This window comes from Mycolicibacterium flavescens (genome assembly GCF_001722335.1).
In the GTDB taxonomy this organism is placed as follows: Bacteria; Actinomycetota; Actinomycetes; order Mycobacteriales; family Mycobacteriaceae; genus Mycobacterium; species Mycobacterium flavescens.
The window spans coordinates 1-25,955 of the sequence record NZ_MIHA01000015.1 but is presented as its reverse complement, the minus strand read 5'-3'; the positions used below and the strand labels follow the sequence as shown (position 1 = coordinate 25,955).

Annotated in this window: 29 protein-coding genes; 18 read left to right on the top strand and 11 right to left on the bottom strand. The window is 68.8% G+C overall.

The genetic code is table 11. The features are described 5' to 3' along the window. The first annotated feature begins 4 nt into the window (after positions 1-4). Positions 5-826: a type III pantothenate kinase gene (locus BHQ18_RS19365; protein ID WP_069415281.1), complete on the top strand. Its 822-nt coding sequence runs from the start codon at positions 5-7 to the stop codon at positions 824-826. Here the strand turns inward: BHQ18_RS19365 and BHQ18_RS19360 are convergent. Beyond that, positions 823-2,052: an alanine racemase gene (locus BHQ18_RS19360; protein ID WP_069415280.1), complete on the bottom strand. Its 1,230-nt coding sequence runs from the start codon at positions 2,050-2,052 to the stop codon at positions 823-825. The two genes, BHQ18_RS19365 and BHQ18_RS19360, sit on opposite strands and share 4 nt — an antisense overlap. 23 nt (positions 2,053-2,075) lie before the next feature. Between BHQ18_RS19360 and lysS the strand changes: the two genes are divergently transcribed. The 6 genes from lysS to BHQ18_RS19330 all read left to right on the top strand — a co-directional run bounded on the left by lysS (position 2,076) and on the right by BHQ18_RS19330 (position 8,707). Then, positions 2,076-3,608, top strand: coding sequence for a lysine--tRNA ligase (gene lysS / locus BHQ18_RS19355; RefSeq protein ID WP_069415279.1), 1,533 nt, complete (start codon positions 2,076-2,078; stop codon positions 3,606-3,608). Between the two features lie 109 nt (positions 3,609-3,717). Continuing rightward, positions 3,718-4,059, top strand: a complete 342-nt coding sequence (lsr2, locus tag BHQ18_RS19350; RefSeq protein WP_059101678.1) for a histone-like nucleoid-structuring protein Lsr2 — start codon at positions 3,718-3,720, stop codon at positions 4,057-4,059. Between the two features lie 296 nt (positions 4,060-4,355). Then, positions 4,356-6,896 carry an ATP-dependent protease ATP-binding subunit ClpC gene (clpC1, locus tag BHQ18_RS19345; RefSeq protein ID WP_069415278.1) on the top strand — a complete coding sequence of 847 codons (2,541 nt, stop codon included), beginning with the start codon at positions 4,356-4,358 and terminating at the stop codon, positions 6,894-6,896. A gap of 219 nt (positions 6,897-7,115) precedes the next feature. Beyond that, the gene (locus tag BHQ18_RS19340; protein WP_069415277.1) at positions 7,116-7,334 is read left to right on the top strand and encodes a CbtB domain-containing protein; all 219 of its coding nucleotides are present in this window, start codon (positions 7,116-7,118) and stop codon (positions 7,332-7,334) included. Positions 7,335-7,358: 24 nt separating this feature from the next. Then, entirely contained in the window at positions 7,359-8,159 is an 801-nt protein-coding gene (locus tag BHQ18_RS19335; RefSeq protein WP_069415276.1) for a CbtA family protein, read from the top strand. Beyond that, positions 8,156-8,707 carry a histidine phosphatase family protein gene (locus BHQ18_RS19330; RefSeq protein WP_069415275.1) on the top strand — a complete coding sequence of 184 codons (552 nt, stop codon included), beginning with the start codon at positions 8,156-8,158 and terminating at the stop codon, positions 8,705-8,707. Before BHQ18_RS19335 ends, BHQ18_RS19330 begins: the two co-directional genes overlap by 4 nt. Here the strand turns inward: BHQ18_RS19330 and BHQ18_RS19325 are convergent, their stop codons facing one another. Continuing rightward, positions 8,708-10,075, bottom strand: a complete 1,368-nt coding sequence (locus BHQ18_RS19325) for a serine hydrolase (protein WP_205866142.1) — start codon at positions 10,073-10,075, stop codon at positions 8,708-8,710. Beyond that, positions 10,056-10,367 (bottom strand): mycobilin-forming heme oxygenase MhuD, encoded by a 312-nt coding sequence (mhuD, locus tag BHQ18_RS19320; RefSeq protein WP_069415273.1) that lies wholly within the window; start codon positions 10,365-10,367, stop codon positions 10,056-10,058. Before mhuD ends, BHQ18_RS19325 begins: the two co-directional genes overlap by 20 nt. 41 nt (positions 10,368-10,408) lie before the next feature. Here mhuD and BHQ18_RS19315 point away from each other — a divergent pair, with 41 nt between their 5' ends. Next, on the top strand, positions 10,409-11,176 hold the full coding sequence (locus tag BHQ18_RS19315; RefSeq protein WP_069415272.1) for an alpha/beta fold hydrolase: 768 nt from the start codon (positions 10,409-10,411) through the stop codon (positions 11,174-11,176). Here BHQ18_RS19315 and BHQ18_RS19310 read toward each other — a convergent pair. Further along, the gene (locus BHQ18_RS19310; RefSeq protein ID WP_069415271.1) at positions 11,150-11,404 is read right to left on the bottom strand and encodes a hypothetical protein; all 255 of its coding nucleotides are present in this window, start codon (positions 11,402-11,404) and stop codon (positions 11,150-11,152) included. The genes BHQ18_RS19315 and BHQ18_RS19310 overlap by 27 nt on opposite strands. Before the next feature lie 71 nt (positions 11,405-11,475). Here BHQ18_RS19310 and BHQ18_RS19305 point away from each other — a divergent pair, with 71 nt between their 5' ends. Continuing rightward, a complete protein-coding gene (locus tag BHQ18_RS19305; protein ID WP_069415270.1) occupies positions 11,476-12,462 on the top strand; it encodes a helix-turn-helix domain-containing protein in 987 nt (328 codons plus the stop codon). Here the strand turns inward: BHQ18_RS19305 and BHQ18_RS19300 are convergent. Beyond that, complete coding sequence (locus tag BHQ18_RS19300; protein WP_069415269.1) at positions 12,459-13,334, bottom strand: iron-sulfur binding domain-containing protein; 876 nt, start codon at positions 13,332-13,334, stop codon at positions 12,459-12,461. The two genes, BHQ18_RS19305 and BHQ18_RS19300, sit on opposite strands and share 4 nt — an antisense overlap. Between BHQ18_RS19300 and BHQ18_RS19295 the strand changes: the two genes are divergently transcribed. Next, entirely contained in the window at positions 13,333-13,953 is a 621-nt protein-coding gene (locus BHQ18_RS19295) for a carbonic anhydrase (RefSeq protein WP_069415268.1), read from the top strand. The two genes, BHQ18_RS19300 and BHQ18_RS19295, sit on opposite strands and share 2 nt — an antisense overlap. Before the next feature lie 58 nt (positions 13,954-14,011). Then, entirely contained in the window at positions 14,012-14,770 is a 759-nt protein-coding gene (locus BHQ18_RS19290; protein WP_205866141.1) for a hypothetical protein, read from the top strand. A 2-nt stretch (positions 14,771-14,772) separates the two neighbouring features. Here BHQ18_RS19290 and disA read toward each other — a convergent pair whose 3' ends face one another. From disA to BHQ18_RS19275, 3 genes are all read right to left on the bottom strand, one after another. After that, positions 14,773-15,888, bottom strand: coding sequence for a DNA integrity scanning diadenylate cyclase DisA (disA, locus tag BHQ18_RS19285; RefSeq protein ID WP_069415266.1), 1,116 nt, complete (start codon positions 15,886-15,888; stop codon positions 14,773-14,775). A 22-nt stretch (positions 15,889-15,910) separates the two neighbouring features. Beyond that, the gene (gene radA / locus BHQ18_RS19280; protein WP_069415265.1) at positions 15,911-17,302 is read right to left on the bottom strand and encodes a DNA repair protein RadA; all 1,392 of its coding nucleotides are present in this window, start codon (positions 17,300-17,302) and stop codon (positions 15,911-15,913) included. Positions 17,303-17,364: 62 nt separating this feature from the next. Beyond that, positions 17,365-17,931, bottom strand: a complete 567-nt coding sequence (locus tag BHQ18_RS19275; protein ID WP_069415264.1) for a copper chaperone PCu(A)C domain-containing protein — start codon at positions 17,929-17,931, stop codon at positions 17,365-17,367. A gap of 313 nt (positions 17,932-18,244) precedes the next feature. Between BHQ18_RS19275 and carD the strand changes: the two genes are divergently transcribed. From carD to rlmB, 4 genes are read left to right on the top strand one after another with little or no spacing between them, the layout of a single operon-like run. Beyond that, a complete protein-coding gene (gene carD / locus BHQ18_RS19270) occupies positions 18,245-18,733 on the top strand; it encodes an RNA polymerase-binding transcription factor CarD (RefSeq protein ID WP_003888533.1) in 489 nt (162 codons plus the stop codon). 5 nt (positions 18,734-18,738) lie between these two features. Next, positions 18,739-19,218 (top strand): 2-C-methyl-D-erythritol 2,4-cyclodiphosphate synthase, encoded by a 480-nt coding sequence (gene ispF / locus BHQ18_RS19265; protein WP_069415263.1) that lies wholly within the window; start codon positions 18,739-18,741, stop codon positions 19,216-19,218. A 19-nt stretch (positions 19,219-19,237) separates the two neighbouring features. After that, the gene (gene cysS / locus BHQ18_RS19260; RefSeq protein ID WP_069415262.1) at positions 19,238-20,647 is read left to right on the top strand and encodes a cysteine--tRNA ligase; all 1,410 of its coding nucleotides are present in this window, start codon (positions 19,238-19,240) and stop codon (positions 20,645-20,647) included. Next, positions 20,647-21,588, top strand: coding sequence for a 23S rRNA (guanosine(2251)-2'-O)-methyltransferase RlmB (gene rlmB / locus BHQ18_RS19255; protein ID WP_069415261.1), 942 nt, complete (start codon positions 20,647-20,649; stop codon positions 21,586-21,588). Before cysS ends, rlmB begins: the two co-directional genes overlap by 1 nt. 71 nt (positions 21,589-21,659) lie before the next feature. Here rlmB and BHQ18_RS19250 read toward each other — a convergent pair whose 3' ends face one another. From BHQ18_RS19250 to mrf, 3 genes are all read right to left on the bottom strand, one after another. Then, positions 21,660-22,901 carry an SLC13 family permease gene (locus tag BHQ18_RS19250; RefSeq protein ID WP_069415260.1) on the bottom strand — a complete coding sequence of 414 codons (1,242 nt, stop codon included), beginning with the start codon at positions 22,899-22,901 and terminating at the stop codon, positions 21,660-21,662. After that, positions 22,892-23,812, bottom strand: coding sequence for an MBL fold metallo-hydrolase (locus BHQ18_RS19245; RefSeq protein WP_069415259.1), 921 nt, complete (start codon positions 23,810-23,812; stop codon positions 22,892-22,894). The genes BHQ18_RS19250 and BHQ18_RS19245 overlap by 10 nt, the downstream gene beginning before the upstream one ends. Before the next feature lie 125 nt (positions 23,813-23,937). Beyond that, positions 23,938-25,119 carry a ribosome hibernation factor-recruiting GTPase MRF gene (gene mrf / locus BHQ18_RS19240; RefSeq protein WP_069415258.1) on the bottom strand — a complete coding sequence of 394 codons (1,182 nt, stop codon included), beginning with the start codon at positions 25,117-25,119 and terminating at the stop codon, positions 23,938-23,940. 60 nt (positions 25,120-25,179) lie between these two features. On the opposite strand from mrf, the gene rpmB reads away from it, so the two are divergent. From rpmB to rpsN, 3 genes are read left to right on the top strand one after another with little or no spacing between them, the layout of a single operon-like run. Then, on the top strand, positions 25,180-25,416 hold the full coding sequence (gene rpmB, locus BHQ18_RS19235) for a 50S ribosomal protein L28 (protein WP_069415257.1): 237 nt from the start codon (positions 25,180-25,182) through the stop codon (positions 25,414-25,416). Next, positions 25,416-25,580 (top strand): 50S ribosomal protein L33, encoded by a 165-nt coding sequence (gene rpmG / locus BHQ18_RS19230; protein ID WP_069415256.1) that lies wholly within the window; start codon positions 25,416-25,418, stop codon positions 25,578-25,580. The genes rpmB and rpmG overlap by 1 nt, the downstream gene beginning before the upstream one ends. Then, a complete protein-coding gene (gene rpsN / locus BHQ18_RS29200) occupies positions 25,580-25,876 on the top strand; it encodes a 30S ribosomal protein S14 (protein ID WP_084294150.1) in 297 nt (98 codons plus the stop codon). Before rpmG ends, rpsN begins: the two co-directional genes overlap by 1 nt. Positions 25,877-25,955 lie beyond the last annotated feature (79 nt).

Sequence of the window (25,955 nt, the reverse complement as noted above, 5' to 3'; positions counted from 1 at the left end):
CACCATGCTTCTGGCGATCGACGTCCGCAACACCCACACCATCGTCGGGTTGATCTCGGGTACCGGAGATCACGCGAAAGTGGTGCAGCACTGGCGTATCCGCACCGAACCCGAGGTCACTGCCGACGAGCTGGCGTTGACCATCGACGGGCTGATCGGCGACGACTCCGAACGGCTGACCGGCGCGGCCGGGCTGTCGACGGTGCCCTCGGTGCTGCACGAGGTCCGCGTCATGCTCGAGCAGTACTGGCCGTCGGTGCCGCACGTGCTGATCGAGCCGGGGGTGCGGACCGGCATCCCGTTGCTGGTCGACAACCCCAAGGAGGTCGGCGCGGACCGGATCGTCAACTGCCTCGCCGCGTACCACAAGTACGGTCGCGCGGCGATCGTCGTCGACTTCGGCTCGTCGATCTGCGTGGACGTGGTCTCGGCCAAGGGTGAATTCCTCGGCGGCGCAATCGCTCCCGGCGTCCAGGTGTCCTCCGACGCCGCGGCCGCGCGGTCGGCGGGGCTGCGTCGCGTCGAGCTCACCAGGCCGCGTTCGGTGGTCGGCAAGAACACCGTCGAATGCATGCAGTCCGGCGCGGTGTTCGGGTTCGCCGGGCTGGTGGACGGCCTGGTGAACCGGATCCGCGAGGACGTCGACGGATTCGACGGCGACAACGCCGTCGTCGTGGCCACCGGGCACACCGCGCCGCTGGTGCTGCCCGATGTGCACACCGTCGCCGACTACGACCGGCACCTGACGCTCGACGGGCTGCGGCTGGTGTTCGACCGCAACCGCGACAGCCAACGCGGCCGCGTCAAGAAGGGCATCTCGGTCTAGAAGAACGTCCGGATCAACTCGACGACGCGGCCGTCGTGGTCGAGCATCGGGATCATCGGCCACTTGTCGAAAACCGTGCACGGATGCGAGATCCCGAACTGCACCCAGTCGCCGACCCCCACACTCTGCCCGCCGAGCCTCAGGTAGGCGTGCTGGTCGTTGAGCTTGGTCACCCGGGCCGCGGGCAGCGCGCGTGGCACCGGCATGTCCTGGTCGAACGACACGTCGCGGCGGCCCATCGTCAGCAGCGCCAGGTCGGGTTGCGGCCGCGACATCACCTGCGCCCACACGCTCAGCGCCGGGCGCAACGCCTCGCGCAGCGGTGACGTGCGCCGGTACAGCCCGTCGTCGTGGGTGAGATAGCACCCGCTGCGCAGCACGGTGCGCACCGGCAATCCGGCGGGCCAGTCGGTCAGCGCGTCGGCCACTTCGTCGAAGTAGGTGCTGCCGCCCGCGGTCGCGATCACGCGGTCGGTCTCGAACAGTGGGCCCAGCCGCAGCACCGCGGCCCGCATCTCGGCCAGATACGACCGCACCCGCGCGAGCCCGGCGGGGTTGACGTCGTGGCCCAGCGCCGCCTCGTAACCGGCCACCCCGACCAGGCGCAGCCGCGGGGATGCCACCACCGCCCGCGCCACCTCGTCGACGTCGCGCCGATCGCGGCAGCCGGTGCGCCCCTCGGGCATACCGACCTCGACGCACACGTCGACCGCGCGGTCGGCGGACTCGAGCGCTGCCGTCATCGCGGCCACCCCCGCCACCGAATCCGCCCAGCAGATCAGCCCGAAATCCGGGTCGGTGTTCAGTTCACCTGCGAGCCAACGCAATCCGGCGTCATCGACCAGTTCATTGGCCAGGATCACGTCGCGGACCCCGAACGCCCGCCACACCCGCACTTGGCTGATGGTGGCGACGGTGACCGCGGTGGCGCCCGCCTCGAACTGGCGGGCCAGCAGCTGCGGCGCCATGTGGGTCTTACCGTGCGGGGCGAGCTCGACACCGCAGGCGGCACACCACGTCGCCATCGCCGCGAGGTTGTGCTCCAGCGCCCTGGCGTCCAATACGCACACCGGGCCGACCGCGCCCTCGCCGAACAGATCCGGCCGCCGGGCACGCAGCTGGGCGGCGGTGCTGCCCCACCACCCCGCAGGCAGACCCTTGAATCTCCAGTCCAGCGGTACGTCGTCGAGCGCGGCCACCGCCGCTGCGTTGATGGGGCCCGCCATGAGTTCATTTAAGCTGGCACGACGTGACCGAACCTGATGAACGCCAGACCGCCGCCGCCGCGGACTCCGAGCCCGACATTCCGGAGCAGTACCGGATCCGTCAGGCCAAACGCGAGCGGCTGCTGGCCGAGGGGCGGCACCCGTACCCGGTCGAGGTCGCGCGCACGCACTCGCTGGCGCAGATCCGCGAGAGCTACCCGGACCTGCCCGCCGACACCGAGACCGGCACCGTCGTCGGGGTGGCCGGGCGGGTGATGTTCGCGCGCAACTCCGGCAAGCTGTGCTTTGCGACCCTGCAGGAAGGCGACGGCACCCAACTGCAGGCGATGCTCAGCTTCAACAAGGTCGGGCAGGAATCGCTGGACGCGTGGAAGGCCGACGTCGACCTCGGTGACATCGTGTTCGTTCACGGTGAGGTGATCAGTTCCCGTCGTGGCGAACTTTCCGTGCTTGCCGATTCCTGGCAGATCATCTCCAAGGCGTTGCGGCCGCTACCCGTCGCGCACAAGGAGATGAGCGAGGAGGCGCGGGTGCGGCAGCGCTACGTCGACCTCATCGTGCGACCCGAGGCCAGGACCATCGCCCGCCAGCGTGTGGCGGTGGTGCGGGCGGTGCGCTCGGCGCTGGAGCGGCGCGGGTTCCTGGAAATCGAAACGCCGATGCTGCAAACCATCGCCGGCGGTGCGGCGGCGCGTCCTTTTGTGACGCATTCGAATGCGCTCGACACCGACCTGTACCTGCGCATCGCACCGGAACTGTTCCTCAAGCGCGCGCTGGTCGGTGGATTCGAGCGTGTCTTCGAGTTGAATCGCGTGTTCCGAAACGAAGGTGCCGATTCCACACATTCGCCGGAATTTGCGATGTTGGAGACATATCAGGCGTACGGCACGTACGACGATTCCGCCGTTGTGACGCGTGAGCTTATTCAAGAGGTTGCCGACGAGGCGATCGGAACCAGGCAAGTGCCACTGGCCGATGGCACTGTCTACGATCTCGACGGCGAATGGCAGTCGGTGGAAATGTATCCGTCACTTTCCGAGGCGCTGGGCGAAGAGATCACACCGGAAACTTCCGCTGACAAGTTGTGGGCAATTGCGGAACGACTCGGCGTCGAGATTCCCCGCGACCGCGGCTACGGGCACGGGAAATTGGTCGAGGAACTGTGGGAGCACACGGTCGGCGATAAGCTTTGGGCCCCCACTTTCGTGCGTGATTTCCCGGTCGAGACAACACCTTTGACCCGCGAACACCGCAGTATCGCCGGGGTCACCGAGAAATGGGACCTTTACATCCGCCGTTTCGAGCTGGCGACCGGCTACTCCGAGCTGATCGACCCGGTAATACAGCGGGAACGTTTCGAGGCGCAGGCCAGAGCGGCGGCCGCCGGCGACGACGAGGCAATGGTGCTCGACGAGGATTTCCTGGCGGCCCTCGAGTACGCGATGCCGCCGTCGACAGGTACCGGAATGGGTATCGACAGGTTGTTGATGGCCCTGACGGGCCTGTCGATTAGGGAGACGGTTTTGTTCCCGATTGTTCGGCGCCACGGCAACTGAACTGCCCGACATCGATCTTGTTGAATAGCGTCCGCATATATGGCACATTGGTCGCGGGGGTTCGAGATTTATTGCGGATCAAGTGCCGTGCAGAAGGGCGTGTGGGTCAATGGCTAAGAAAGTGACCGTTACGTTGGTCGATGATTTCGACGGCGAAGGGGCGGCTGACGAGACGGTTGAATTCGGGCTGGACGGTGTCAGCTACGAGATTGACCTTTCGTCGAAGAATGCGGCGAAGTTGCGTAATGATTTGAAACAGTGGGTCGAGGCCGGCCGCCGGGTCGGTGGCCGTCGACGTGGCCGCTCGGCCGGTTCGGGCCGCGGCCGGGCGGCGATCGACCGCGAGCAGAGCGCCGCGATCCGCGAATGGGCGCGCCGCAACGGCCACAATGTGTCCACCCGCGGGCGCATTCCGGCCGATGTGATCGACGCTTTCCACGCCGCGACGTAGATCCGCCATTTCGCTCGGCAATCAATTCGTTGGCTGTCGGGCGGTGTTCGCTAGCCGCGAACCCGCCGGCGCCGACCCGGGAAACGAAATCCGCGTCAGCTGCGTTGCTAATGCATATGCGTCGGGTATTCACCCCGACGCGGGATCGGTGTCTCGGCTTGTCCGCTCAGAGCGGACCGGCAGGCGGGGCACCGGGGACCGCCGCCCATTAGAGTGGACGGCAGGTGCAATGCGTAGCTCGGACACATCGGGACGCGCGTGGCGCCGACCTATTGATGGAGAGCAGGTAACCACCGATGTTTGAGAGATTCACCGACCGTGCCCGCAGGGTCGTCGTCCTGGCCCAGGAAGAGGCCCGGATGCTCAACCACAACTACATCGGCACCGAGCACATCCTGTTGGGACTTATTCACGAGGGCGAAGGCGTAGCCGCCAAGTCGCTGGAGTCGCTGGGCATCTCGCTGGAAGGCGTGCGCAGCCAGGTCGAGGAGATCATCGGCCAGGGCCAGCAGGCGCCGTCGGGCCACATCCCGTTCACGCCGCGTGCCAAGAAGGTGCTGGAGCTGTCGCTGCGCGAAGCGCTGCAGCTGGGCCACAACTACATCGGCACCGAGCACATCCTGCTCGGCCTCATCCGCGAGGGTGAAGGTGTCGCGGCGCAGGTGCTGGTCAAGCTCGGCGCCGAGCTCACCCGGGTGCGCCAGCAGGTCATCCAGCTGCTGAGCGGATACCAGGGCAAGGAGACCGCGGAGGCCGGTACCGGCGGCCGCGGCGGCGAGGCGGGCAACCCGTCCACCTCGCTGGTGCTCGACCAGTTCGGCCGCAACCTGACCGCCGCCGCGATGGAGGGCAAGCTCGACCCCGTCATCGGCCGTGAGAAGGAAATCGAACGGGTCATGCAGGTGCTGAGCCGTCGCACCAAGAACAACCCGGTGCTGATCGGCGAGCCCGGCGTCGGCAAGACCGCCGTCGTCGAAGGCCTCGCGCAGGCCATCGTGCACGGCGACGTGCCCGAGACGCTGAAGGACAAGCAGCTCTACACGCTGGACCTCGGCTCGCTGGTCGCGGGCAGCCGCTACCGCGGTGACTTCGAGGAACGCCTGAAGAAGGTGCTCAAGGAGATCAACACCCGCGGCGACATCATCCTGTTCATCGACGAGCTGCACACGCTGGTCGGTGCGGGTGCCGCCGAGGGCGCGATCGACGCCGCGAGCATCCTGAAGCCGAAGCTGGCCCGCGGCGAGCTGCAGACCATCGGCGCCACCACGCTCGACGAGTACCGCAAGTACATCGAGAAGGACGCCGCGCTGGAGCGCCGCTTCCAGCCGGTGCAGGTCGGTGAGCCGACCGTCGCGCACACCATCGAGATCCTCAAGGGTCTGCGCGACCGTTACGAGGCGCACCACCGCGTCTCGATCACCGACGGCGCCATCGCCGCGGCCGCCACGCTGGCCGACCGCTACATCAACGACCGGTTCCTGCCGGACAAGGCGATCGACCTGATCGACGAGGCCGGCGCCCGGATGCGCATCCGCCGGATGACCGCTCCGCCGGACCTGCGCGAGTTCGACGAGAAGATCGCCGACGCGCGCCGGGAGAAGGAGTCCGCGATCGACGCGCAGGACTTCGAGAAGGCCGCGAGCCTGCGCGACAAGGAGAAGCAGCTCGTCGCGCAGCGTGCCGAGCGTGAGAAGCAGTGGCGCTCAGGCGATCTCGACGTCGTGGCCGAGGTTGACGACGAGCAGATCGCCGAGGTGCTCGGCAACTGGACCGGCATCCCCGTGTTCAAGCTGACCGAGGAGGAGACCACTCGGCTGCTGCGCATGGAGGAGGAGCTGCACAAGCGGATCATCGGCCAGGAGGACGCCGTCAAGGCCGTCTCCAAGGCGATCCGCCGCACCCGCGCCGGTCTGAAGGACCCCAAGCGCCCGTCCGGCTCGTTCATCTTCGCCGGCCCGTCCGGTGTCGGTAAGACCGAGCTGTCCAAGGCGCTGGCCAACTTCCTGTTCGGCGAGGACGACGCGCTCATCCAGATCGACATGGGCGAGTTCCACGACCGCTTCACCGCCTCGCGGCTGTTCGGTGCCCCTCCGGGTTACGTCGGCTACGAGGAGGGCGGTCAGCTCACCGAGAAGGTGCGCCGCAAGCCGTTCAGCGTGGTGCTGTTCGACGAGATCGAGAAGGCACACCAGGAGATCTACAACAGCCTCCTGCAGGTGCTCGAGGACGGCCGCCTGACCGACGGTCAGGGTCGCACGGTCGACTTCAAGAACACCGTGCTGATCTTCACCTCGAACCTCGGCACCTCCGACATCAGCAAGGCCGTCGGGCTCGGCTTCACCCAGGGTGGCGGCGAGAACAACTACGAGCGGATGAAGCAGAAGGTCAACGACGAGCTCAAGAAGCACTTCCGGCCGGAGTTCCTCAACCGCATCGACGACATCATCGTGTTCCACCAGCTGACTCGCGACGAGATCATCCAGATGGTGGACCTGATGGTCAGCCGGGTCGCCACGCAGCTCAAGGCCAAGGACATGGCCATCGAGCTGACCGATCAGGCCAAGGCGCTGCTGGCCAAGCGCGGGTTCGATCCCGTGCTCGGTGCGCGGCCGCTGCGGCGCACCATCCAGCGTGAGATCGAGGACCAGCTGTCGGAGAAGATCCTGTTCGACGAGATCGGGCCCGGCCAGCTCATCACGGTCGACGTCGAAGGCTGGGACGGCGAGAGCGCCGGTGAGGACGCCGTCTTCACGTTCAAGGGCACCAAGAAGCCGGCCAAGGTCGAGGAGCCGGACCTGGCTCAGGCCGGAGCCGCCGGAGCCGCGAGCGCCGAGTAAACCGAGCGACAAGAGCGGGCGGTCCCCCGAAAGGGGTGGCCGCCCGCTTTTTGCCATGTACCTGCCGTTCCGCTGGACCGGCTGGTTAGGATGTGCGATGTTATCGGCGGGCGGCGGAATCTGGTGAGACTCCAGAACGGTCGCGCCACTGTGATAGTCAGACCCGACGTCCGCCGCAGGTATCTGAAAAAGGGGCGCTGAACCCCGAAAGGATTGGACATGACCTCTCCCGGAGCTCGCAAGAGCGTTGCCCCCGCGTTGGACGTCTCGGCGACCGGAGCCGCTGTCTGGTTGTCCGGCACCGCTTTTCTGGCGCTGCTGGTGCTGTACTTCATCGGGATCGACCAGGGCGCGACGTCGGTGTTCGGCGCCGACAACACCACGATCCACGAGTTCGTGCACGACGCCCGCCACCTCCTCGGCTTCCCCTGCCACTGAGCGACCGGCAGGAGATAACCGAACATGGAAAAGCAGATCATCTGGCGCGGCCTGCTGGCCGGCGCCTTGGCCGGCGTGCTGGCTTTCGTCTTCGCCCGGATCTTCGTCGAACCGCAGATCGACCTCGCGATCGGATACGAGGAGGGTGTCGGCGCCGCGCATGAGGCGATGACGGCCCACGCCGACGCCGCCCACGGACACGGCCACGACCACGGCGGCGGCTTCGACCGCGCCGTGCAGATGAACATCGGCATGGGACTCGGTGTGCTGCTCTTCAGCCTCGCGATCGCGGCGATCTTCGCGGTCGTGTTCGCGGTGGCCTACGGCCGGGTGGGTAACATCTCGGCGCGGCTGCTGTCGGTGTACATCGCGGCCGGAATGCTGATCAGCCTGTACATCGTGCCAACGCTCAAGTACCCCGCGAGCCCGCCGGCGCTGAGCCTGGACGAGACCATCCGTCAGCGCACGCTGCTGTACCTGCTGATGGTCGTGCTGTCGGCCGCACTGCTGGTCGGCGCGGTGTACCTGGGCAGGCAACTGGTGCGCAAGCTCGGGACGTGGAACGCCACGCTGGCCGCGGCGGGCGCCTACCTCGTGGCCGTCGCGGTGCTGATGCTGGTGCTGCCCGGCATCCAGGAAACCCCGGGCCCGCTGGTCGACGACGCCGGAACCATCGTCTACGAGGGCTTCCCGGCCGACGTGCTCTACGAGTTCCGGCTCTACTCGCTGGGCACCCAGGTCGTCATCTACACGACGATTGCGTTGGCCTTCGGCGCGATGGCGGCCAAGCTGCTCGAGCGCCGGCGGGAGAGTCTGCCTGCGTGAGTGAGGTCGTCCGGCTGACACTCGTGTCACATGCGATGACCGACGCGATGTCGGCCGGACGCTTCCCCACCGACGAGCCACTCAACCCGGTCGGCCACCGGCAGGCCGACGCGTCCGTCGAGCTCGGGACCGTGGACGCGGCGTACTGCGGGCCGGAGAAACGGACCCGCCAGACCGCCGAACTGCTCGGATTGGCGGCCGAGGTCGACACCCGGCTGGCCGACCTGGACTGCGGCCGGTGGCGCGGCGACGTGCTGGGCGGTGTGCTGCCCGCCGACCTGGCGGTCTGGTTGACCGATCCGACCAGGGCGCCGCACGGCGGTGAAGCGGTGGTCGACCTGATCGGGCGGGTCCGCGAATGGCTGGACTCGGTGTCCGCCCGGCACGGCAGGCTGGTCGCGGTCACCCACCCGGCCGTGATCCGCGCGGCGATTCTCATCGTGCTGGACGCGCCGGCGAAGTCGTTCTGGCGCATGGACATTGCGCCGGTGAGCCGCACGGTGATGCACTTCCGCGGGCACGCGTGGACCGTCAGATCCAATCGCTGATCAGACCGGCACCAGGTCGAAGGCCTGATGCACGATCGACAGCAGCCACCCCGCCGCCGTCGGGCTGCGGTAGCTCGGCCAGTTGAGCTGGAAGCTCACCACCCAGGCCTGACCGGTGTGGTCGACGGCGTACCAGCTGAACGTCAGGTCGCCGGGCAGGTTTCCGCCCTTGGCGCCGATGTAGTACCACTTCGACCGGTCCACATCGATTCCCGGTATGGCCGAAAGGATCTCGCGCACCGGCGCGGCCTCGCCGACCGCCGCCCGCTGCAGCGCGAGGTGCACGCGGCAGATGTCGGCGGCGCTGCCGTACCACTCGGCGCCGTAGTTCGAGGCCGGCGTGTGGGTGCGCTTCGGATCCGGTTCGTAGGGGCGGGCATTGGTCTGCTTGAGCAGTTGGGCACGCACCTGCTGGCTGCCCTGCTCGACCGCCCTTCGCCACTGCTCACGCAGATCCGGCTGGCCCCAGCCGACCGAGAACAGCTCGTGCATCGTCGGGAACGGCGTCATGCTGGCCGGGTCGTGATGGCCGGCGGCGACGAGTGCGCGTTCCACCGCGCCGGGCCCCAACCGCTTGATCAGCAGATCGGTCGCCATGTTGTCGCTGGCCGAGATCATCTGTTGCGCAGCGGTTCTCACCGGTACTTCGGACCCCGGCGGCAATTCCTCGAGACCGGCCGAGCCGACGGCTTTGGCCTCCTTGGTGATGGTCAGCGGATCGGTCCACTTCACCGTGCCCGCCTTCACCGCGTCGGCGACCGCGAGCAGGACGTAGAGCTTGAAGATCGACGCCAGCGGCAGCGACAGGTCGGTGTTGGTGCCGGCGACGACGTCGCAGCGCGTGTTGTCCGGCGAAACCTTGGAGAACTGATACGAGTACCGCGCACCGGATTTCGTGATCTCGGCGTCGATGTCGGACCACTTCTCGATCTTCGGCGGCAGCAGCTTGACATCGAGTTCGTCGACCATGCCGCCGTCGTCGGTGTGCAACTCGATCTCCTGGTCGACGCCGTAGCTGTTGCGCACCGCAACCGTGGCCTGGGCCGCACCGATCTGCACATCGGTGACCGCGAACGGGCGGTCCCACCAGATCCGGTCGAGCTTCGCGGTGACCGCGTCGACCTCGTCGGGCGCCGCCAGCGTGCCCACCCCGACCGGGCCGATCGGCCAGTCGGAGTTGAGCATGTCCAGCGTCTGCTTGGCGCGCAGTCCCTGCGGTGTGTTGATCTCGATCGGCACCCCGTAGGCGGCGTCGGCGGGGCGCGCGGTCTCGGCGCCGCAGCCGGTCAGCGTGACCAGCGCGGCCACGACCGTCAAACCGATCGCGCGCCGAGCGTTGCGCCTGCGCTCAGCGACTGGCGCCTGCAACGTCGAGAACTACCTCGAACTCGAGCAGCGACGCGCCGGTGGCCACCGGGTTGGCCGCCTGACCCTTGTGAGCCTCGATGGCCGGGCCCGTCGCCCACGCCTGGAACGCCTCTTCGGACTCCCACTGCGTCACCACGAAGTAGCGGTTCTCACCCTTGACGGGGCGCAGCAGCTGGAAGCCGAGGAATCCGGGCTGGTTGTCGACGGCATGCGCCCGGTTGGCGAACCGTTTCTCCAGCTCCGGGCCGGCGTCGGGCGGGACCTCGATTGCGTTGATCTTCACCACAGACATGCGGATCAGGCTACCGAACCCCGGATCGGCATGATGTTCGCATGCGATCGCACCTGACCGGGCGCGGCGGCGCCGGCCGGCCGCTGGTTCTGGTGCACGGGCTGATGGGACGCGGCAGCACGTGGTCGCGGCAGCTGCCGTGGCTGAGCGCGCTGGGCCGGGTCTACACCTACGACGCGCCCTGGCACCGCGGCCGCGACGTCGACGACCCGCAACCGATCGGGACCGGGCGGTTCGTCGACGAACTCGGCGAGGCGGTCGCGTCGCTCGGGGAGCCCGCCGTGCTGATCGGGCATTCGATGGGCGCGCTGCACTCGTGGTGTCTGGCGGCGTCGCGGCCGGAGCTGGTGGCCGCGCTGGTGGTCGAGGACATGGCCCCGGACTTCCGCGGCCGCACCACCGGCCCGTGGGAGCCCTGGGTGCACGCGCTGCCCGTCGAATTCGGCTCGGCCCAACAGGTTTACGACGAGTTCGGACCGGTCGCGGGCCAGTACTTCCTGGAGGCGTTCGACCGCACGGCGACCGGCTGGCGGCTGCACGGCCGGCCGCAGAAGTGGATCGAGATCGCCGCGGAATGGGGCACCCGCGACTACTGGCGCGAATGGCAGGACGTGCGGGTGCCGTCGCTGCTGCTGGAAGCCGGCAACTCGGTGACCCCGCCCGGGCAGATGCGCGAGATGCACGCGACCGGGCACCGGACGACGTATGTGCACGTGCCCGGCGCGGGTCATCTCATCCACGACGACGCGCCACAGGTCTACCGGCAGGCGGTCGAGGAGTTTCTAGCGACGCTCCCCGAGCACGCCTGACGACGGCCAGACCGGGTGGCGTTCGAACCGGGTGCGGATGGCCTCGAGGTCGTGCGCGACCCGCGCAATGTCGCGGTCGTCCTCGAACACCCGGCCCGCCATAGGCGCGGCCATCCGGAACTGGTCGATGCGCAGCCGCAGCGAGCCCGACCGGTGGGCGGCCCAGGCCAGCCCCGCGGTCAGCGCGAACGGGGACGCGATCGCGAGAAAGATCAGTGCAGTAGTCATGGCAGTAATCATTGGTAAGCAAAGATCCCGCCAACAGTGGCAGGAAAGCCACGTTGGCATAAGATGCTGCCATGGCATTGAAGAGCGTATCGACGCTGGTGCTCGACGGGCTGGCGATTTTCGAGTTCGGCGTGATCTGCGAGGTCTTCGGCATCGACCGGTCGGCCGACGGGGTGCCGAACTTCGACTTCAAGGTGTGCGGACCCGAACCGGGCCGGCCGCTGCGCACGTCGGTGGGCGCGACGCTGACCCCCGACCACGGCCTCGACGACCTGGCGGGCGCCGACCTGGTGGCCATCCCCGCGATCGGCGGATCCGATTACCTGCCGGAGGCACTGGCCGCGGTGCGGGCGGCCGCGGACTCCGGGTCGATCATCCTCACGGTGTGCTCGGGCGCGTTCGTCGCCGGCGCCGCCGGCCTGCTCGACGGTCGGCCGTGCACCACACACTGGATGCACGCCGACGACCTGGCCCGGATGTATCCGACCGCCAAGGTGGACCGCAACGTGCTGTTCGTCGACGACGGCAACCTGATCACCAGCGCGGGCACCGCGGCCGGTATCGACGCGTGCCTGCATCTGGTCCGGCGCGAACTCGGCAGCGAAGTGACCAACAAGATCGCCCGCCGCATGGTGGTTCCGCCGCAACGCGACGGCGGCCAGCGCCAGTACATCGACCAGCCGATCCCGGTCCGATGTTCGGAACGCTTTGCGCCGCATCTCGATTGGATCCTGGGCAACCTCGACAAGCCGCACACCGTCGCCACCCTGGCGGCCAGGGCGCACATGTCGGCCCGCACCTTCGCCCGCCGCTTCGTCGAGGAGACCGGGCGCACGCCGATGCAGTGGGTGACCGATCAGCGGGTGCTCTACGCCCGCACCCTGCTCGAGGAGACCGACCTCGACGTGGACCGCATCGCCGAGCGCAGCGGGTTCGGCACCGCGACACTGCTGCGCCACCACTTCCGCCGGATCATCGGCGTGACACCGTCCGACTACCGGCGCCGGTTCGCCTGCGGCGCAACCGGGCCGGACACTACCGAGATGATGCCGGCCTAGTCGCCCTCGCCGGCCAGCGCGAAGCGGCCGTCGGCGGTCTGCTCGACGAGGCCGTCGGTCAGCAGCGAATCCAGCGCCCGGTCGCGCTGGGCCGGGTCCGACAACCACACCACGTCGAGTTCGGCGCGGGTGACCGGGGAATCGTTGCCGCGCAACACATCCAGCAGCCGTCCCCGCACCTGGCGGTCGGTGCCCGCGTAGCGCTGCACGCGGCGGGCCGGCCCGGTCGAGGCGGGGAAGCCGCGCGAGCGCCACGCGCAGACGCTCAACGGGCACAGCTCGCACCGCGGCGTGCGGGCCGTGCACACCGTCGCACCCAGTTCCATCAGCGCGATCGAGAACTTGGGCGCCAGCGCCTCGTCCGGCAGCAGTTCCTCGACGTCGGCCAGGTCGCGCGGCGACGACGACGGCGCGGCGTCGGCACGGCCGTGCACCACCCGCGCGACCACGCGCCGCACGTTGGTGTCGACGACGGGCACCCGCCTGCGGTAGGCGAAGCACGCGACCGCCCTGGCGGTGTACGCCCCGACCCCGGGCAGGCTCAGCAGGGTCTCGACGTCGGACGGCACCACGTCGTCGTATCGGGTGGCGATCACCGTCGCACACTCGTGCAGCCGCTTGGCGCGGCGCGGATACCCCAGCTTTCCCCAGGCGCGCAGCACGTCGGCGGCGCTGGCGGCGGCCGTCGCCGACGGGGTCGGCCAGCGCGCCACCCACGCCAGCCACACCGGCTCGACACGCGCCACCGGCGTCTGCTGGAGCATGAATTCGCTGACCAGCACCTGCCAGGGACTCACGCCGGGGCGCCGCCAGGGCAGATTGCGCTGCTCGCGGTCATACCAGTCGACCAGCTGAGGCACAATGTCGGTCATGCCCAACACCAGCCCAGTGACCGCATGGAAAGCACTCAAGGAGGGTAACGAGCGCTTCGTTGCCGGCAAGCCTGTGCACCCGAGCCAAGGCGTCGAGCACCGAGCCAGCCTGACGGCCTCCCAGAAGCCGACCGCGGTGGTGTTCGGCTGCGGCGACAGCCGGGTGGCCGCCGAGCTGATCTTCGATCAGGGCCTTGGCGACATGTTCGTGGTGCGCACCGCCGGCCACGTCATCGACTCGGCCGTGCTGGGCTCGGTGGAGTACGCGGTCGCGGTGCTCGACGTGCCGCTGATCGTGGTGCTGGGCCACGACAGCTGCGGCGCGGTCAAGGCCACGCTGGCGGCGCTCGACGACGGCGTGGTGCCCGGCGGCTACGTGCGCGACATCGTCGAACGGGTGATGCCGTCGATCCTGCTCGGCCGCAGGGACGGGTTGAGCCGGGTCGACGAGTTCGAGGCCAGGCACGTCACCGAGACCGGAACCCAGCTGCTGGCGCGCTCCACCACGGTCGCCGAGCGGGTCGCTTCGGGTGATCTCGCGATCGTCGGCGTCACCTACCAGCTGTCCGACGGCCGGGTGGTGCTGCGCGACCACCTGGGCGACATCGGCGAAGGCTGAGCACGACACGCCGGGCCGCCTGGCCCGATATGGCGTGACCTGGGCTTATCGTGAACTTGTGCTCGACCTGGAACCGCATGGCCCGCTGCCGACGCAGATCTACTGGCGTCGTAGGGCTTTAGCGCTGGGCATCGCGGTCCTCGTGATCGCCGTGGTCGCGGCGATTGTGCTGGTGGTCGTGAAGAACACCGGCTCGGGCGACGCGCAGAACACCAACGCCGAATCGTCGGAATCCGCGGAGGCCGCGCCGACCCCGCTGCCGGGGGAGAACCCCGAGGTGAAAACCCCGGTGATGCCGCCGGCGCAGGACGCCCCGCCGCCGACCCCGACCCCGTCGGCGGCAGTCATCCCGCCGCCGGTGCTCAACGAGGGTGACGACTGCCCGGACTCGACGCTGGCGGTCAAGGGCATCACGAACCAGCCGCAGTACGTGGTCGGCGAGCAGCCCAAGTTCACGATGGTCGTCACCAACATCGGTCTGGTCGCGTGCAAGCGTGACGTCGGCGCCGCGGTGCTGGCCGCCTACGTGTACTCGTTGGAGAACGCCCGGCTGTGGTCGAACCTCGACTGCGCGCCGTCGAACGAGACGCTGGTCAAACTGTTCCAGCCCGGCGAGCAGGTGACCACCGAGGTGACCTGGACCGGTATGGGCTCGGCGCCGGGGTGCCCGCTGCCGCGCCCGCCGATCGGTCCCGGCACGTACAACCTGGTCGTGCAGTTGGGCAACCTGAGGTCTGCGGCGGTGCCGTTCATCCTCGCCGAGAACCCGCAGACGCCGCCGCCCGTGGACGGCGCTCCGCCGCCACCGGCGGGCTGACGTCAGGCCAGCCGGTCGGCGATCGTCGACTCGGCCAGCTGTGAGAGTCCCTCCCGGATGTGGCGCGCCCACATCGAGCCGATGCCGTCGACCGACTGCAGATCGCCGGCGCTGGCCGCGAGCAGCCCCTGCAGCGAACCGAAGTTGCGCACCAGCAGATCCACGTGGGCGAACTGCAGCCGCGGGATCCCCGCCATCGCGCGGTATCCCCGCGAGCTCATTGCCGAGTCCTGCGCCTCGATGGTGGACGGATACCCGAAAACCCTTGCCAGCGTAGTGAAGTCGAGCAGCTCGTTGTCCGAGAGGCCGTCGAGTTCCTCCAGTGTGGCGCTGACCTGCGCGGCCGACGGGGGATCCGGGTTGGCGTGGTAGTCGCGCACGATCAGCTCGCGGGCGGTGTCGTTGTCGCCGACGAGTTCCTCGAGCTGAAGTTTGAGCTGACGGCCGTCGGTGCCGAGTTCGACGACGTCCGAATCGATCTCGAGGCTGATGCGGCGCACCATTTCGAGGCGCTGGACGACGGTCATCACGTCGCGCAGCGTGACGAAGTCCTCGATCTCGGCGGTGGACAGCTGCCTGCTGACCTCGTCGAGGCGGGTCTTGTAGCGCTCCAGGGTGTCGATGGTCTGGTTGGCCCGCGACAGGATGGTCGCCGAGTCCGGCACCACGTGCCGCTCCCCGGCGACGTAGACGGTCACGATGCTCATCGAATGGCTCACCGAGATCACCGGATAGCCGGTCTGGATCGCCGCGCGCTCCGCCGAGCGGTGCCGGGTGCCGGACTCCTCGGTCGGGATCGACGGGTCGGGCACCAGCTGCACGTTGGCCCGCAGGATGTGGTTGCCGTCGCTGGACAGCACCACCGCGCCGTCCATCTTGGACAGCTCCCGCAGCCGGGTCGGCGCGTAGCGGACGTCGAGGGAGAATCCGCCGTCGCAGATCGTCTCGACGCTCTCGTCGTACCCGATCACGATCAGCGCGCCGGTGCGGCCCCGCAGGATGCGTTCCAGACCGTCGCGCAGGGCGGTCCCCGGCGCCAGCCGGGCGATGGTCTCGCGCATCGTGGGCCGGGCCAGCGGCACGACGGTACGGCCGGATCTGGCGCCCTTCACGGCCATCGCGCCCCCTCCTGTCAGCGGTCTACTGCAGCTGATCTTTGCTGATGTTGCGCAGCACCCGCAACGCCGAGGAGATGTTGTCGGCGGTGATCGCCCGCAGACCGGCAGGTACCGAGCTGACCCCGGGTGGGATCACCGCGCTGGTGAATCCCAGCCGCGCCGCCTCGGCGAGCCGCCGGTCCATGCCCGTCACCCGGCGCAGATCTCCGGCCAGGCCGACCTCGCCGATGGCCACTGTCGCGGCGGGCACCGGCAGGTCCATCACCGAGGACGCGATCGCTACGGCGACCGCCAGATCGGTGGACGGGTCGGTCATCCGCATGCCGCCGACCGTCGACAGATATACGTCGCGTGACGACACGGCCAGCCCGGCGTGCCGGTCCAGGACGGCGGTGATCATCGCCGCGCGCGACGAGTCGATTCCGCTGACCGCCCGCCGCGGGGTGCCGTTCGCCGTCGCCCCGATCAGTGCCTGCACCTCGCCGATCAGCGGCCGCTTACCGTCGAGCGTGACGGTGATCGCCGTGCCCGGCACCGGCTTGGGCCGCTGGTCGCGGAACAGGCCTGAGGGGTCGGCGACTCCTTCGATCCCGTTGTCGTGCAACAGGAAGCAGCCCACCTCGTCGGCGGCGCCGAACCGGTTCTTGACACCGCGGACCATGCGCAGCGACGAGGTGCGGTCGCCTTCGAAGTGCAGCACCACGTCGACGAGATGCTCCAGTGACCGCGGCCCGGCGATGGCGCCGTCTTTGGTGACGTGGCCGACGAGGATCATCGCGACGCCGGAGGTCTTCGCCGCCATGGTCAGCGCGGTGGTGACCGCCCGCACCTGGGTGACGCCGCCGGTGACGCCGTCGGCCTCGGTGGTCGACATCGTCTGCACCGAGTCGACCACCACCAGACCCGGCTGCACCGCGTCGATATGCCCGAGCGCGGTGGACAGATCCGACTCGGCGGCCAGATAGACGTCGTCGTGCGTACACCCGGTGCGTTCGGCGCGCATCCGGATCTGACCCGCGGACTCCTCGCCGGACAGATACAGCGCGCGTTTACCGGCGCACGCCCAGCGGTGGGCCACCTCCAGCAGCAGCGTCGACTTGCCGACCCCGGGATCGCCGGCCAGCAGGGTCACCGAGCCCGGCACCAGCCCGCCGCCGAGCACGCGGTCCAGTTCGGCGACAGCGGTCGGGAAGTGCCGGGTGCGACCGGGGTCGATGGAACTGATCGGCACCGCGGGCGACGCCGGGGCGACCGTGCGCCGCGACGCGGAACCGGCCACCGCCGAAAGCACGGCTACCTCGTCGACCGTGCCCCAGGTGCCGCACTCCGGGCAGCGCCCGACCCACTTGAGCGTGACGTGATGGCATTCCGAACAGCGGTACTGCGAATGCGTTTTGGTGCCACCTTTAGCCACGAAGTGACGGTATCGGTTGGCTCCGACAGAAACCGGCCACCAGCGGCCGTGTCGCGGCTGGGCTAGTGCCCGCCGCCGTGCCCGCCGCCGTGTCCGCCGGCCGATGCGGGGTCTTCGCGCCGGGGCGTCTCACCCGCCGAGATCGGCACCGCCACCACGGCGTCGCCGGCCTTCTCGAACGTGAACGTGAAGTCGTAGGTCAGCCCGTTGGTGATCGGCTTGGTCAGCTCGACTTTGGCCTCGGCCGCCTCGGCTGCCTCCACGCTCTCCAGCGGGGTGATCTGTCCGTCCGGGGCGCCGACGGTGAGCGCACCGCTGGGGGCCAGCGTGGTTTCCCCGGTCAGCGTCACGGTGCCGACGTCCGAGGTGATCTCGAGCAGCTTGTCGCCGGTGTCGGGTGAGTCGTTGGAGGCCTGGAAGATCAGTTCGACCTCGGTGCCGGGCTGGATGAAGTCGGTGACCTGCTCAGCCTGCAGATGCACGTTGCGCAGCGCGATGGGGCCGAGGTTGGCGCTCGTGCCGTTGACCGCGGGCTCCTGGGTGGCGGTCTGCGAGACCTGTCCGGCGCTGCACCCGCTGAGCGCGATTGCGGCGGCCAGCCCACCGGCGACCAGTTTGAAGCGGACCACTCGTGCCTCCTGCTCGACCGTCGCGGCGACCGGTGCGGTCGCGGTGTTCGACTATGCAGAGTAGTAGGTGCGTCCGGGTCGCGGTAGCTGAGGTCGGCGCAAGCGCCCGCTGGGGCCCGGCAGCTATCACAGCGGCACCCGAAAGTGATGATCAACACCGCAGGACAGCTACCTCGCCAGGGCCTCCGCGATGCATGGATCCGCCGGTGTGTCAACCCCCCGCAAACGGTCGTGGTGCCCCTGACCTGCGCAGTTGGTTCACCCCCGACTGCGTCCCGTGGTAACATGGAGTCGTGAAAGGGGCTCGAAACTGATGATTTTCAAGGTCGGAGACACCGTTGTATATCCCCACCACGGTGCTGCGTTGATCGAGGCAATCGAAACCCGAACCATCAAAGGCGAGCAGAAGGAATACCTCGTCTTGAAGGTCGCCCAGGGGGACCTCACGGTTCGAGTGCCCGCCGAGAACGCGGAGTATGTCGGGGTGCGCGACGTGGTCGGACAGGAGGGCCTGGACAAGGTTTTCCAGGTGCTCCGCGCCCCCCATACCGAGGAGCCGACCAACTGGTCGCGGCGGTACAAGGCCAATCTCGAGAAGCTCGCTTCCGGTGACGTGAACAAGGTCGCCGAGGTCGTTCGTGACCTGTGGCGACGGGACCAGGAGCGCGGCCTGTCCGCCGGCGAGAAGCGGATGCTGGCCAAGGCGCGGCAGATCCTGGTGGGCGAGCTGGCGCTGGCCGAGAACACCGATGACGAGAAGGCCGCGACCATCCTCGACGAGGCACTCGCCGCCGCTTCCTGACGGAGATGACGAGCCTGCCGCGAGTCGGGCTCGGCACCGACGTACATCCCATTCAGGCCGGGCGACCGTGTTGGTTGCTGTGCCTGCTGTTCGACGATGCCGACGGCTGTGCCGGCCACTCCGATGGCGACGTGGCCGCACACGCCCTCTGCGATGCGCTGCTCTCGGCGGCCGGGCTGGGTGACCTCGGCGAGGTCTTCGGCACCGGCCGCCCGCAGTGGCGCGACGCCGGCGGCGCGACCATGTTGCGCCACGTCCACGATCTGCTCACCGAACGCGGTTTCCGGGTGGTCAACGCCGCGGTCCAGGTGATCGGCAACCGCCCCAAGGTCGGACCGCGACGCGCGGAGGCCCAGGCGGTGCTCACGGAGCTGCTGCACGCGCCGGTGTCGGTGAGTGCGACCACCACCGACGGTCTCGGTCTGACCGGCCGCGGTGAGGGCCTGGCCGCGATCGCGACCGCGTTGGTGGTGGAGGGCGATTAGGCCGGTAAGCTGGCCGCCCGTGACCGATCTGCGGCTTTACGACACGATGACGGGCGCCGTCCGTGACTTCGTGCCGGTGCGCCCCGGTCACGTGTCGATCTATCTGTGCGGCGCCACGGTCCAGGGACTGCCCCACATCGGCCACGTACGCAGCGGCGTCGCGTTCGACGTGTTGCGGCGTTGGCTGCTGGCCAAAGGCTTCGACGTCGCGTTCATCCGCAACGTCACCGACATCGACGACAAGATCCTCAACAAGGCCGCCGACGCGGGCCGGCCGTGGTGGGAGTGGGCCGCGACTTACGAGCGCGCGTTCTCGGCCGCCTACGACGCGCTCGGGGTGATGCCGCCGTCCGCGGAGCCGCGGGCCACCGGGCACATCACCCAGATGGTCGAGCTGATCGAGCGGCTGATCGAGCGCGGTCACGCCTACACCGGCGACGGGGACGTGTACTTCAGCGTGGCCAGCCTGCTCCCCGAACCCGGATACGGCAAGCTGTCGGGCCACAAGATCGACGACGTGCACCAGGGCGAGGGCGTCGCGACCGGTAAACGCGACCAGCGCGACTTCACGCTGTGGAAGGGCGCCAAACCCGGTGAGCCGTCGTGGCCGACGCCGTGGGGCCGCGGCCGCCCCGGCTGGCACACCGAATGCGTGGCGATGTGCGAGAGCTACCTGGGGCCCGAGTTCGACATTCACGCCGGCGGCATGGACCTGATCTTCCCGCACCACGAGAACGAGATCGCCCAGGCCGAGGCCGCGGGCGATCCGTTCGCCCGGTACTGGCTGCACAACGGCTGGGTGACGATGGGCGGCGAGAAGATGAGCAAGTCGCTGGGTAACGTTCTGGCGATTCCCGCTGTGCTGCAACGCGTTCGAGCCGCCGAACTGCGCTACTACCTGGGCAGCGCGCACTACCGCTCGATGCTCGAGTTCTCCGAGACGGCGCTGGCCGACGCGGCCAGGGCGTACTCGGGGATCGAGGACTTCCTGCACCGGGTGCGCAACCGCGTCGGCGCGGTGGAGCCCGGGGAGTGGACCCCGAAGTTCGCCGCCGCGCTCGACGACGACCTGTCGGTGCCGATCGCGCTGGCCGAGGTGCACGCCGCGCGCGCCGAGGGCAACCGCGCACTCGACGCCGGTGACCACGAGGCGGCGCTCACCCAGGCGAGGTCCATCCGCGCGATGATGGGCATCCTGGGCGCCGACCCGCTCGACGAGCGGTGGGAGTCCAAGGACGAGACGTCGGCGGCCCTGGCCGCGGTCGACGTGCTGGTACGCGCGGAGGTCAAGCGACGCGAAGACGCCCGCGCGCGGCGGGACTGGGCGGAGGCGGACGCGATCCGCGACCGTCTCAAAGCCGCAGGCATCGAGGTCACCGACACTGCCGACGGGCCGCAGTGGACATTGCTCGACGGCGGAGGCAGATGATGGCGGGCAACTCCAAGCGCCGCGGCGCGGTCCGCAAGCCGGGGACGAAGAAGGGGCCGACGGTCGGGTCGGGCGGGGTGCGCAGGCGCGGCCTGGAGGGTCGCGGCGCGACACCGCCGGCCCATCTGCGCCCGAACCATCCGGCGGCCAAGCGGGCGAACAAGGCGCAGGCGCGACGGCAGAGCGGCAAGAAGACCGACGACACCGAGATCGTGCTCGGCCGCAACCCGGTGCTGGAGTGTCTGCGCGCGAAGGTGCCCGCGACCGCGCTGTACGTCGTGTTGGGCACCGAGGCCGACGAGCGGCTCACCGAATCGGTGCAACTGGCCGCCGATGCGGGCATCTCGATCCTCGAGGTGCAGCGCCATGATCTGGACCGGCTCTCCGCCAACGGTCTGCACCAGGGCCTGGCGCTGCAGATCCCGCCGTACTCCTACGCGCACCCGGACGACCTGCTCTCGGCGGTCACCGCCGACGGGTCGCCCGCGCTGCTGGTCGCGCTCGACAACATCTCCGATCCGCGAAATCTCGGCGCGATCGTACGATCGGTCGCGGCGTTCGGCGGGCACGGCGTGCTGATCCCGCAGCGCCGTTCGGCGTCGGTGACCGCGGTCGCCTGGCGGACCAGCGCAGGCGCGGCCGCGCGGGTTCCGGTCGCCCGGGCCCCGAATCTGACGCGCGCACTGAAGAGTTGGGCCGACGCGGGTCTGCAGATCGTCGGTCTGGACGCCGACGGTGACACCACGGTCGACGAACTCGACGGGTCCGGCCCGATCGTCGTGGTGGTCGGCTCGGAGGGTAAGGGGCTGTCGCGGCTGGTGCGTGAGACGTGCGATGCCGTGGTGTCGATCCCGATGGCCGGGCCGACGGAGTCGCTCAATGCGTCGGTGGCCGCCGGTGTGGTGCTCGCCGAGGTCGCGCGCCAGCGCCGCACCCGCTAACTCAGCCCCGCGAGCAGTCGCAAAGTGTCCTACTTTCATGGGTTTTCAGGTCACTTTGCGTCTGCTCGGCGTCATGAGGTGCCGAACAACTGCAGGGTGACCCACAGGCCCGCCACCGACAGCACCAGCGTGGCGGGCACGGTGCACAACCCGATGCGGGTGAACTCCGCGGGCCCCGCGGCCATGTCGCGCCGGACGACACCGCGCCACAGCAGGTTGGCCAGCGACCCGACGTAGGTCAGGTTCGGGCCGATGTTCACCCCGATCAGCACGGCCAGCACCGCGGCGGGCCCGGTCGCGGCGACCAACGGCAGCAGCACCAGCACCGCGGGCAGGTTGTTGACCAGGTTCGACAACACCGCTGCGACGGCGGCGATCCCGAGCAGTGCGGGCAACGTGTCGCCGGTCGGCAACACCGGTTGCATCGCGTCGCCGAGGCCGTTGACCATGACCGCGTCCACCACCACGCCCAGGCACAGCACGAATACCAGGAACGGGATGTCGGCGGCGCCGACCAGATGCCTGACCGTGCTGCGGCGGCGCGCCAACGACGTCGCGCCCAGCACGATCACACCGCCGAGTGCCGCCCACGCCGGGGAGTGGCCGAGCATGGAGGCGATGACGAACCCGGCCAGCGTCGCGCCGAGCACCACCAGCGCGAACACCGGTGTGTGTACCTCGGCGCGGGACTCGACCACCGGGGCGGCAGCCAGATCGCGGCGGAAAACCCAACGCAGCACGATGAATTCGACCGCGATGGCCGCCAGCCACGGCAGCGACATCAGCGCGGTGAAATGCAGGAACGACAGCCCCGCGGTGGTGAAGGCCAGCAGGTTGGTCAGGTTCGACACCGGAAACAGCAGCGAGGCACTGTTGGCCAGATGGGCCGTCGCATACGCGTGCGGGGCGGCGGGCACCTGCAGCAGCCGCGCCATCGCCAGCACCACCGGGGTCAGCAGCACCACGGTCGCATCCAGGCTCAAGATCGCCGTCGTCGCCGCGGCTATCCCGAAAATCGTTGCCAGCAAGCGGTTCTGGCTGCCGCGGGCGGTGCGGGCCATCACCTCGCCGGCGGCCCGGAACACACCTTCGTCCGCGCACAGCCGGGCGAGCACCAGCACCGCGGCCAGGAAGCCCACCACCGGCAGCAGCCGGCCGACCTCGGCGAGCGCCTCGTCGACCGAGACGACGTCGGCGCCGATCAGCAGCGCGGCCGCGGGCATCGCGACCACCGCTTCGGGCCACCGGTGCGGCCGCACGACCGCGAACACCAGCACGACCGCCAGCGCGGCCAGCGCCAGGGTCAGCGCCACGGGTCGTCGCGTTGCCAGAGCACCGGCAGGTGCATCGTGACCCCGTCGGCGTCGGCCAATCGCGTCAGCACCCGCATCGAGACGTCGAGATCGTCGGCGGCGTACGGCAGCGCGCGCAGCGGTGCGTGCAGCGGACGGAAGAAGTCGTCCCAGTGCACGAGCACCACGCGGCGGGCACCGACGGTGCGGACGGTCTCGGCCCAGTAGTCGACGAGATAGCTCTCGGGTTGCAGGCCGAGTTGCCCGACGCCCAGGTACACGACATCGGCGTTCTGGCCGGCCAGCGCACCGGGCATGAAGCCTGCGCTGCCGACGATCAACAGCCGCCGCCCCGACGGCCGGTGGTGCACCACCGTCGACCACGCCTCACCGCACCGGTACGCCGACACTTTGACCGGCGGCACCACGGGTGCGGTGATGACGCCGGGGAACCGGTCGGGCGGGCAGTGGTGCCCCTCGATCAGCGTGACCTCGTAGCGGCCCAGTTCGATCGCCCGTCCGGGAGTGGCCACGACAACGCGGTCCTCGGGCAGCCGGTGCCCGAGCCCCACCTGGGCCGCCGAGCGGCCGCCGACCAGTTTGGCGCCGGTCCGCTCGGCCACCACGGCGCTGTCCATGACGTGGTCGTAGTGCGTGTGCACCGGCAGCACCGCCTCGAGCCGTTCGACGCCCAGGCGGGCCAGGCAGCCGTCGATGCGCGGCGCCGACGGGGCCAGCCGCCGCAGTCCGACCGCGGCGAGACCTGGCCGGGTGAAGAACCCGTCGGTCATCAGCGCCGACTCGCCGTCGTCGATCAGCAGCGTGGTGACCCCGGCCCAGGTCACCGACAGCGGTGAATCCGCGGTGGCCGGTGGCGCGTCGCGGTAGCCCGCGTAGTCGCTCAGGTCCGGCCGGCCCAGCTTGAGGCGCATGCGCCAACTCTAGGTGTGGGCACTCCCGTACCGGCGACGGAACTTCTCCACCTGACCGGCCGAGCGGGTACACGCGTCCGTCGTGCCATTCGACACCGGGTGGTAGTCGGGATGGATGCCTTCTCTCATCGGTCCTCACCTTCTTGCCGTGTGCGCAACTCGCCGATGTGCTCGGCCATGTCGTCGCACGGATCTTCGTGCCAGTCGCCGAAGGGGTCCGGGTAGCTCCGCCAGTCGTGCGGGTTCGACCACTCGTCGTCGGTCAGCAGCGCACCACGCAGTGCGTCGACGACGTCTTCGGGTTCCGCTCCGCACACCAGCACGGTGATCGACACGTGGCGATCACCAAACCGGTCGTGCCAGTCAGCTGCGGCAAGCGCGCAGCGATGTGGATCGGCATATGCCAGTTCGCGGGGGCTCAACGCGGCAAGCCAGCGTCCGGCATACTCGAAACGCATTCCGCCGCCCGCCGATTCGAGCCACATGATGTCGTCGAATCGGTTGGCCAGCCACAGCCGGCCCCGGGTGCGCACCACACCGTCGAGCAGCAGGTCCAGCGCATTGTGCAGTCGCTGAGGATGGAAGGGCCTGCGTGCGGAGAACAACAAAAGCCCGACGTCACCGTCGGCATCGAGCGACGGTTGGCCTGCGAGCAATGGATCGTGCGGGCTGTCGCTGCGTCCGCGGCGGCTGTCAGATTCGAGGTTCGCCAGTGCCATCTCGACGCGCTCGGCCCCAACTGTCAATCGGGCCCGCGGTGCCAACCGGCGCAGCACTTTCAGGGTCTGTGAATGCGGTTCGGTGAGCACTAACACGTCGGCGAATTCGGCTTGGCCGACGACCACCTGGGCAACTGTGCGTCCGTCCTCGAGGTCGTCGTCGCCGATGGCTTGGCTCAGCCAGACGGCGGCGTCGACAGTCGTAACGACCGCGTCGACGCGTACGTCGCGCGCTGCCGGGCCGTCGATGTAACCGGGGCCGACGCGTACACGGACGTTGTCGATCGCCCAGCACACCGGTTCCGGCTCCAACCACGGTATCAGTTGCACCACAATACGATTCACGTCGCTGCGACGATGGAGCCGACGAAGTAGGACGAGGAGGTCTTCGCGGACGGTGCACGTGACGCAACCGCGGACCAATTCCAGCGGCCATTCCGACGTCGAGGCTCCTATGCGCACGGTGCGCACCACCACGTGGCCGTCGTAGGCGTGTTTGACCACCGCGGTGCCCGCAGTGCGGACCAGAACCTCGCGAACGCCGTCGGTATCACCCTGACCGCAGACCATTACCACTGGAGTACGCACACGACCTCCTTCTTGAAAATGATTATCATTAACATTAGCGTATGCGAGGTAAGGAGGAACATGTCCGCTCATTGCCAGGTGACCGGCCGATCGCCGGGGTTCGGCAACAACGTGTCGCACTCACACCGCCGCACCCGTCGGCGCTGGAATCCGAACATCCAGACGAAGACGTATCACCTGCCTTCGGAGGGCCGCCGGGTCAAGCTTCGGGTCAGCGCCAAAGGAATCAAGGTCATCGACCGTGACGGGATCGAGGCGGTCATTGCGCGACTTCGCAAGCAGGGGCAGAAACTCTGATGGCGCGCACCGATATTCGGCCGATCGTCAAGCTGCGCTCGACGGCTGGCACAGGCTACACGTACATCACCCGAAAGAGCCGGCGTAACGACCCGGAGCGGATGGTACTGCGCAAGTACGACCCGATCATCCGCCGCCACGTCGACTTCCGCGAGGAGCGCTGATGGTCAAGAAGTCCAAGATCGCCAAGAACGAGCAGCGACAGCTTACTGCTGCCCGGTACGCGCAGCGGCGGGCAGAACTCAAAGATGCCGTTCGCCGGGGCACATCCGATGAACGTGCCGCGGCCGTCGCTGCGTTACAACGGCTCCCGCGGGATGCCAGCCCGGTCAGGCTGCGGAATCGCGACGCCATCGACGGAAGGCCGCGGGGGCACCTGCGCAAGTTCGGTCTCTCCCGGGTGCGGGTGCGGTGTCGACGGCACGTGAAATCTGACCCCGGCGCGGCAACTGAAAATTGACCCCCTGGTCCGGTGGCCTGGCTTTAGTCGAGCCAGGAGGACCAGAAGGGAATGTTGTCTGTGGAGGATTGGGCTGAGA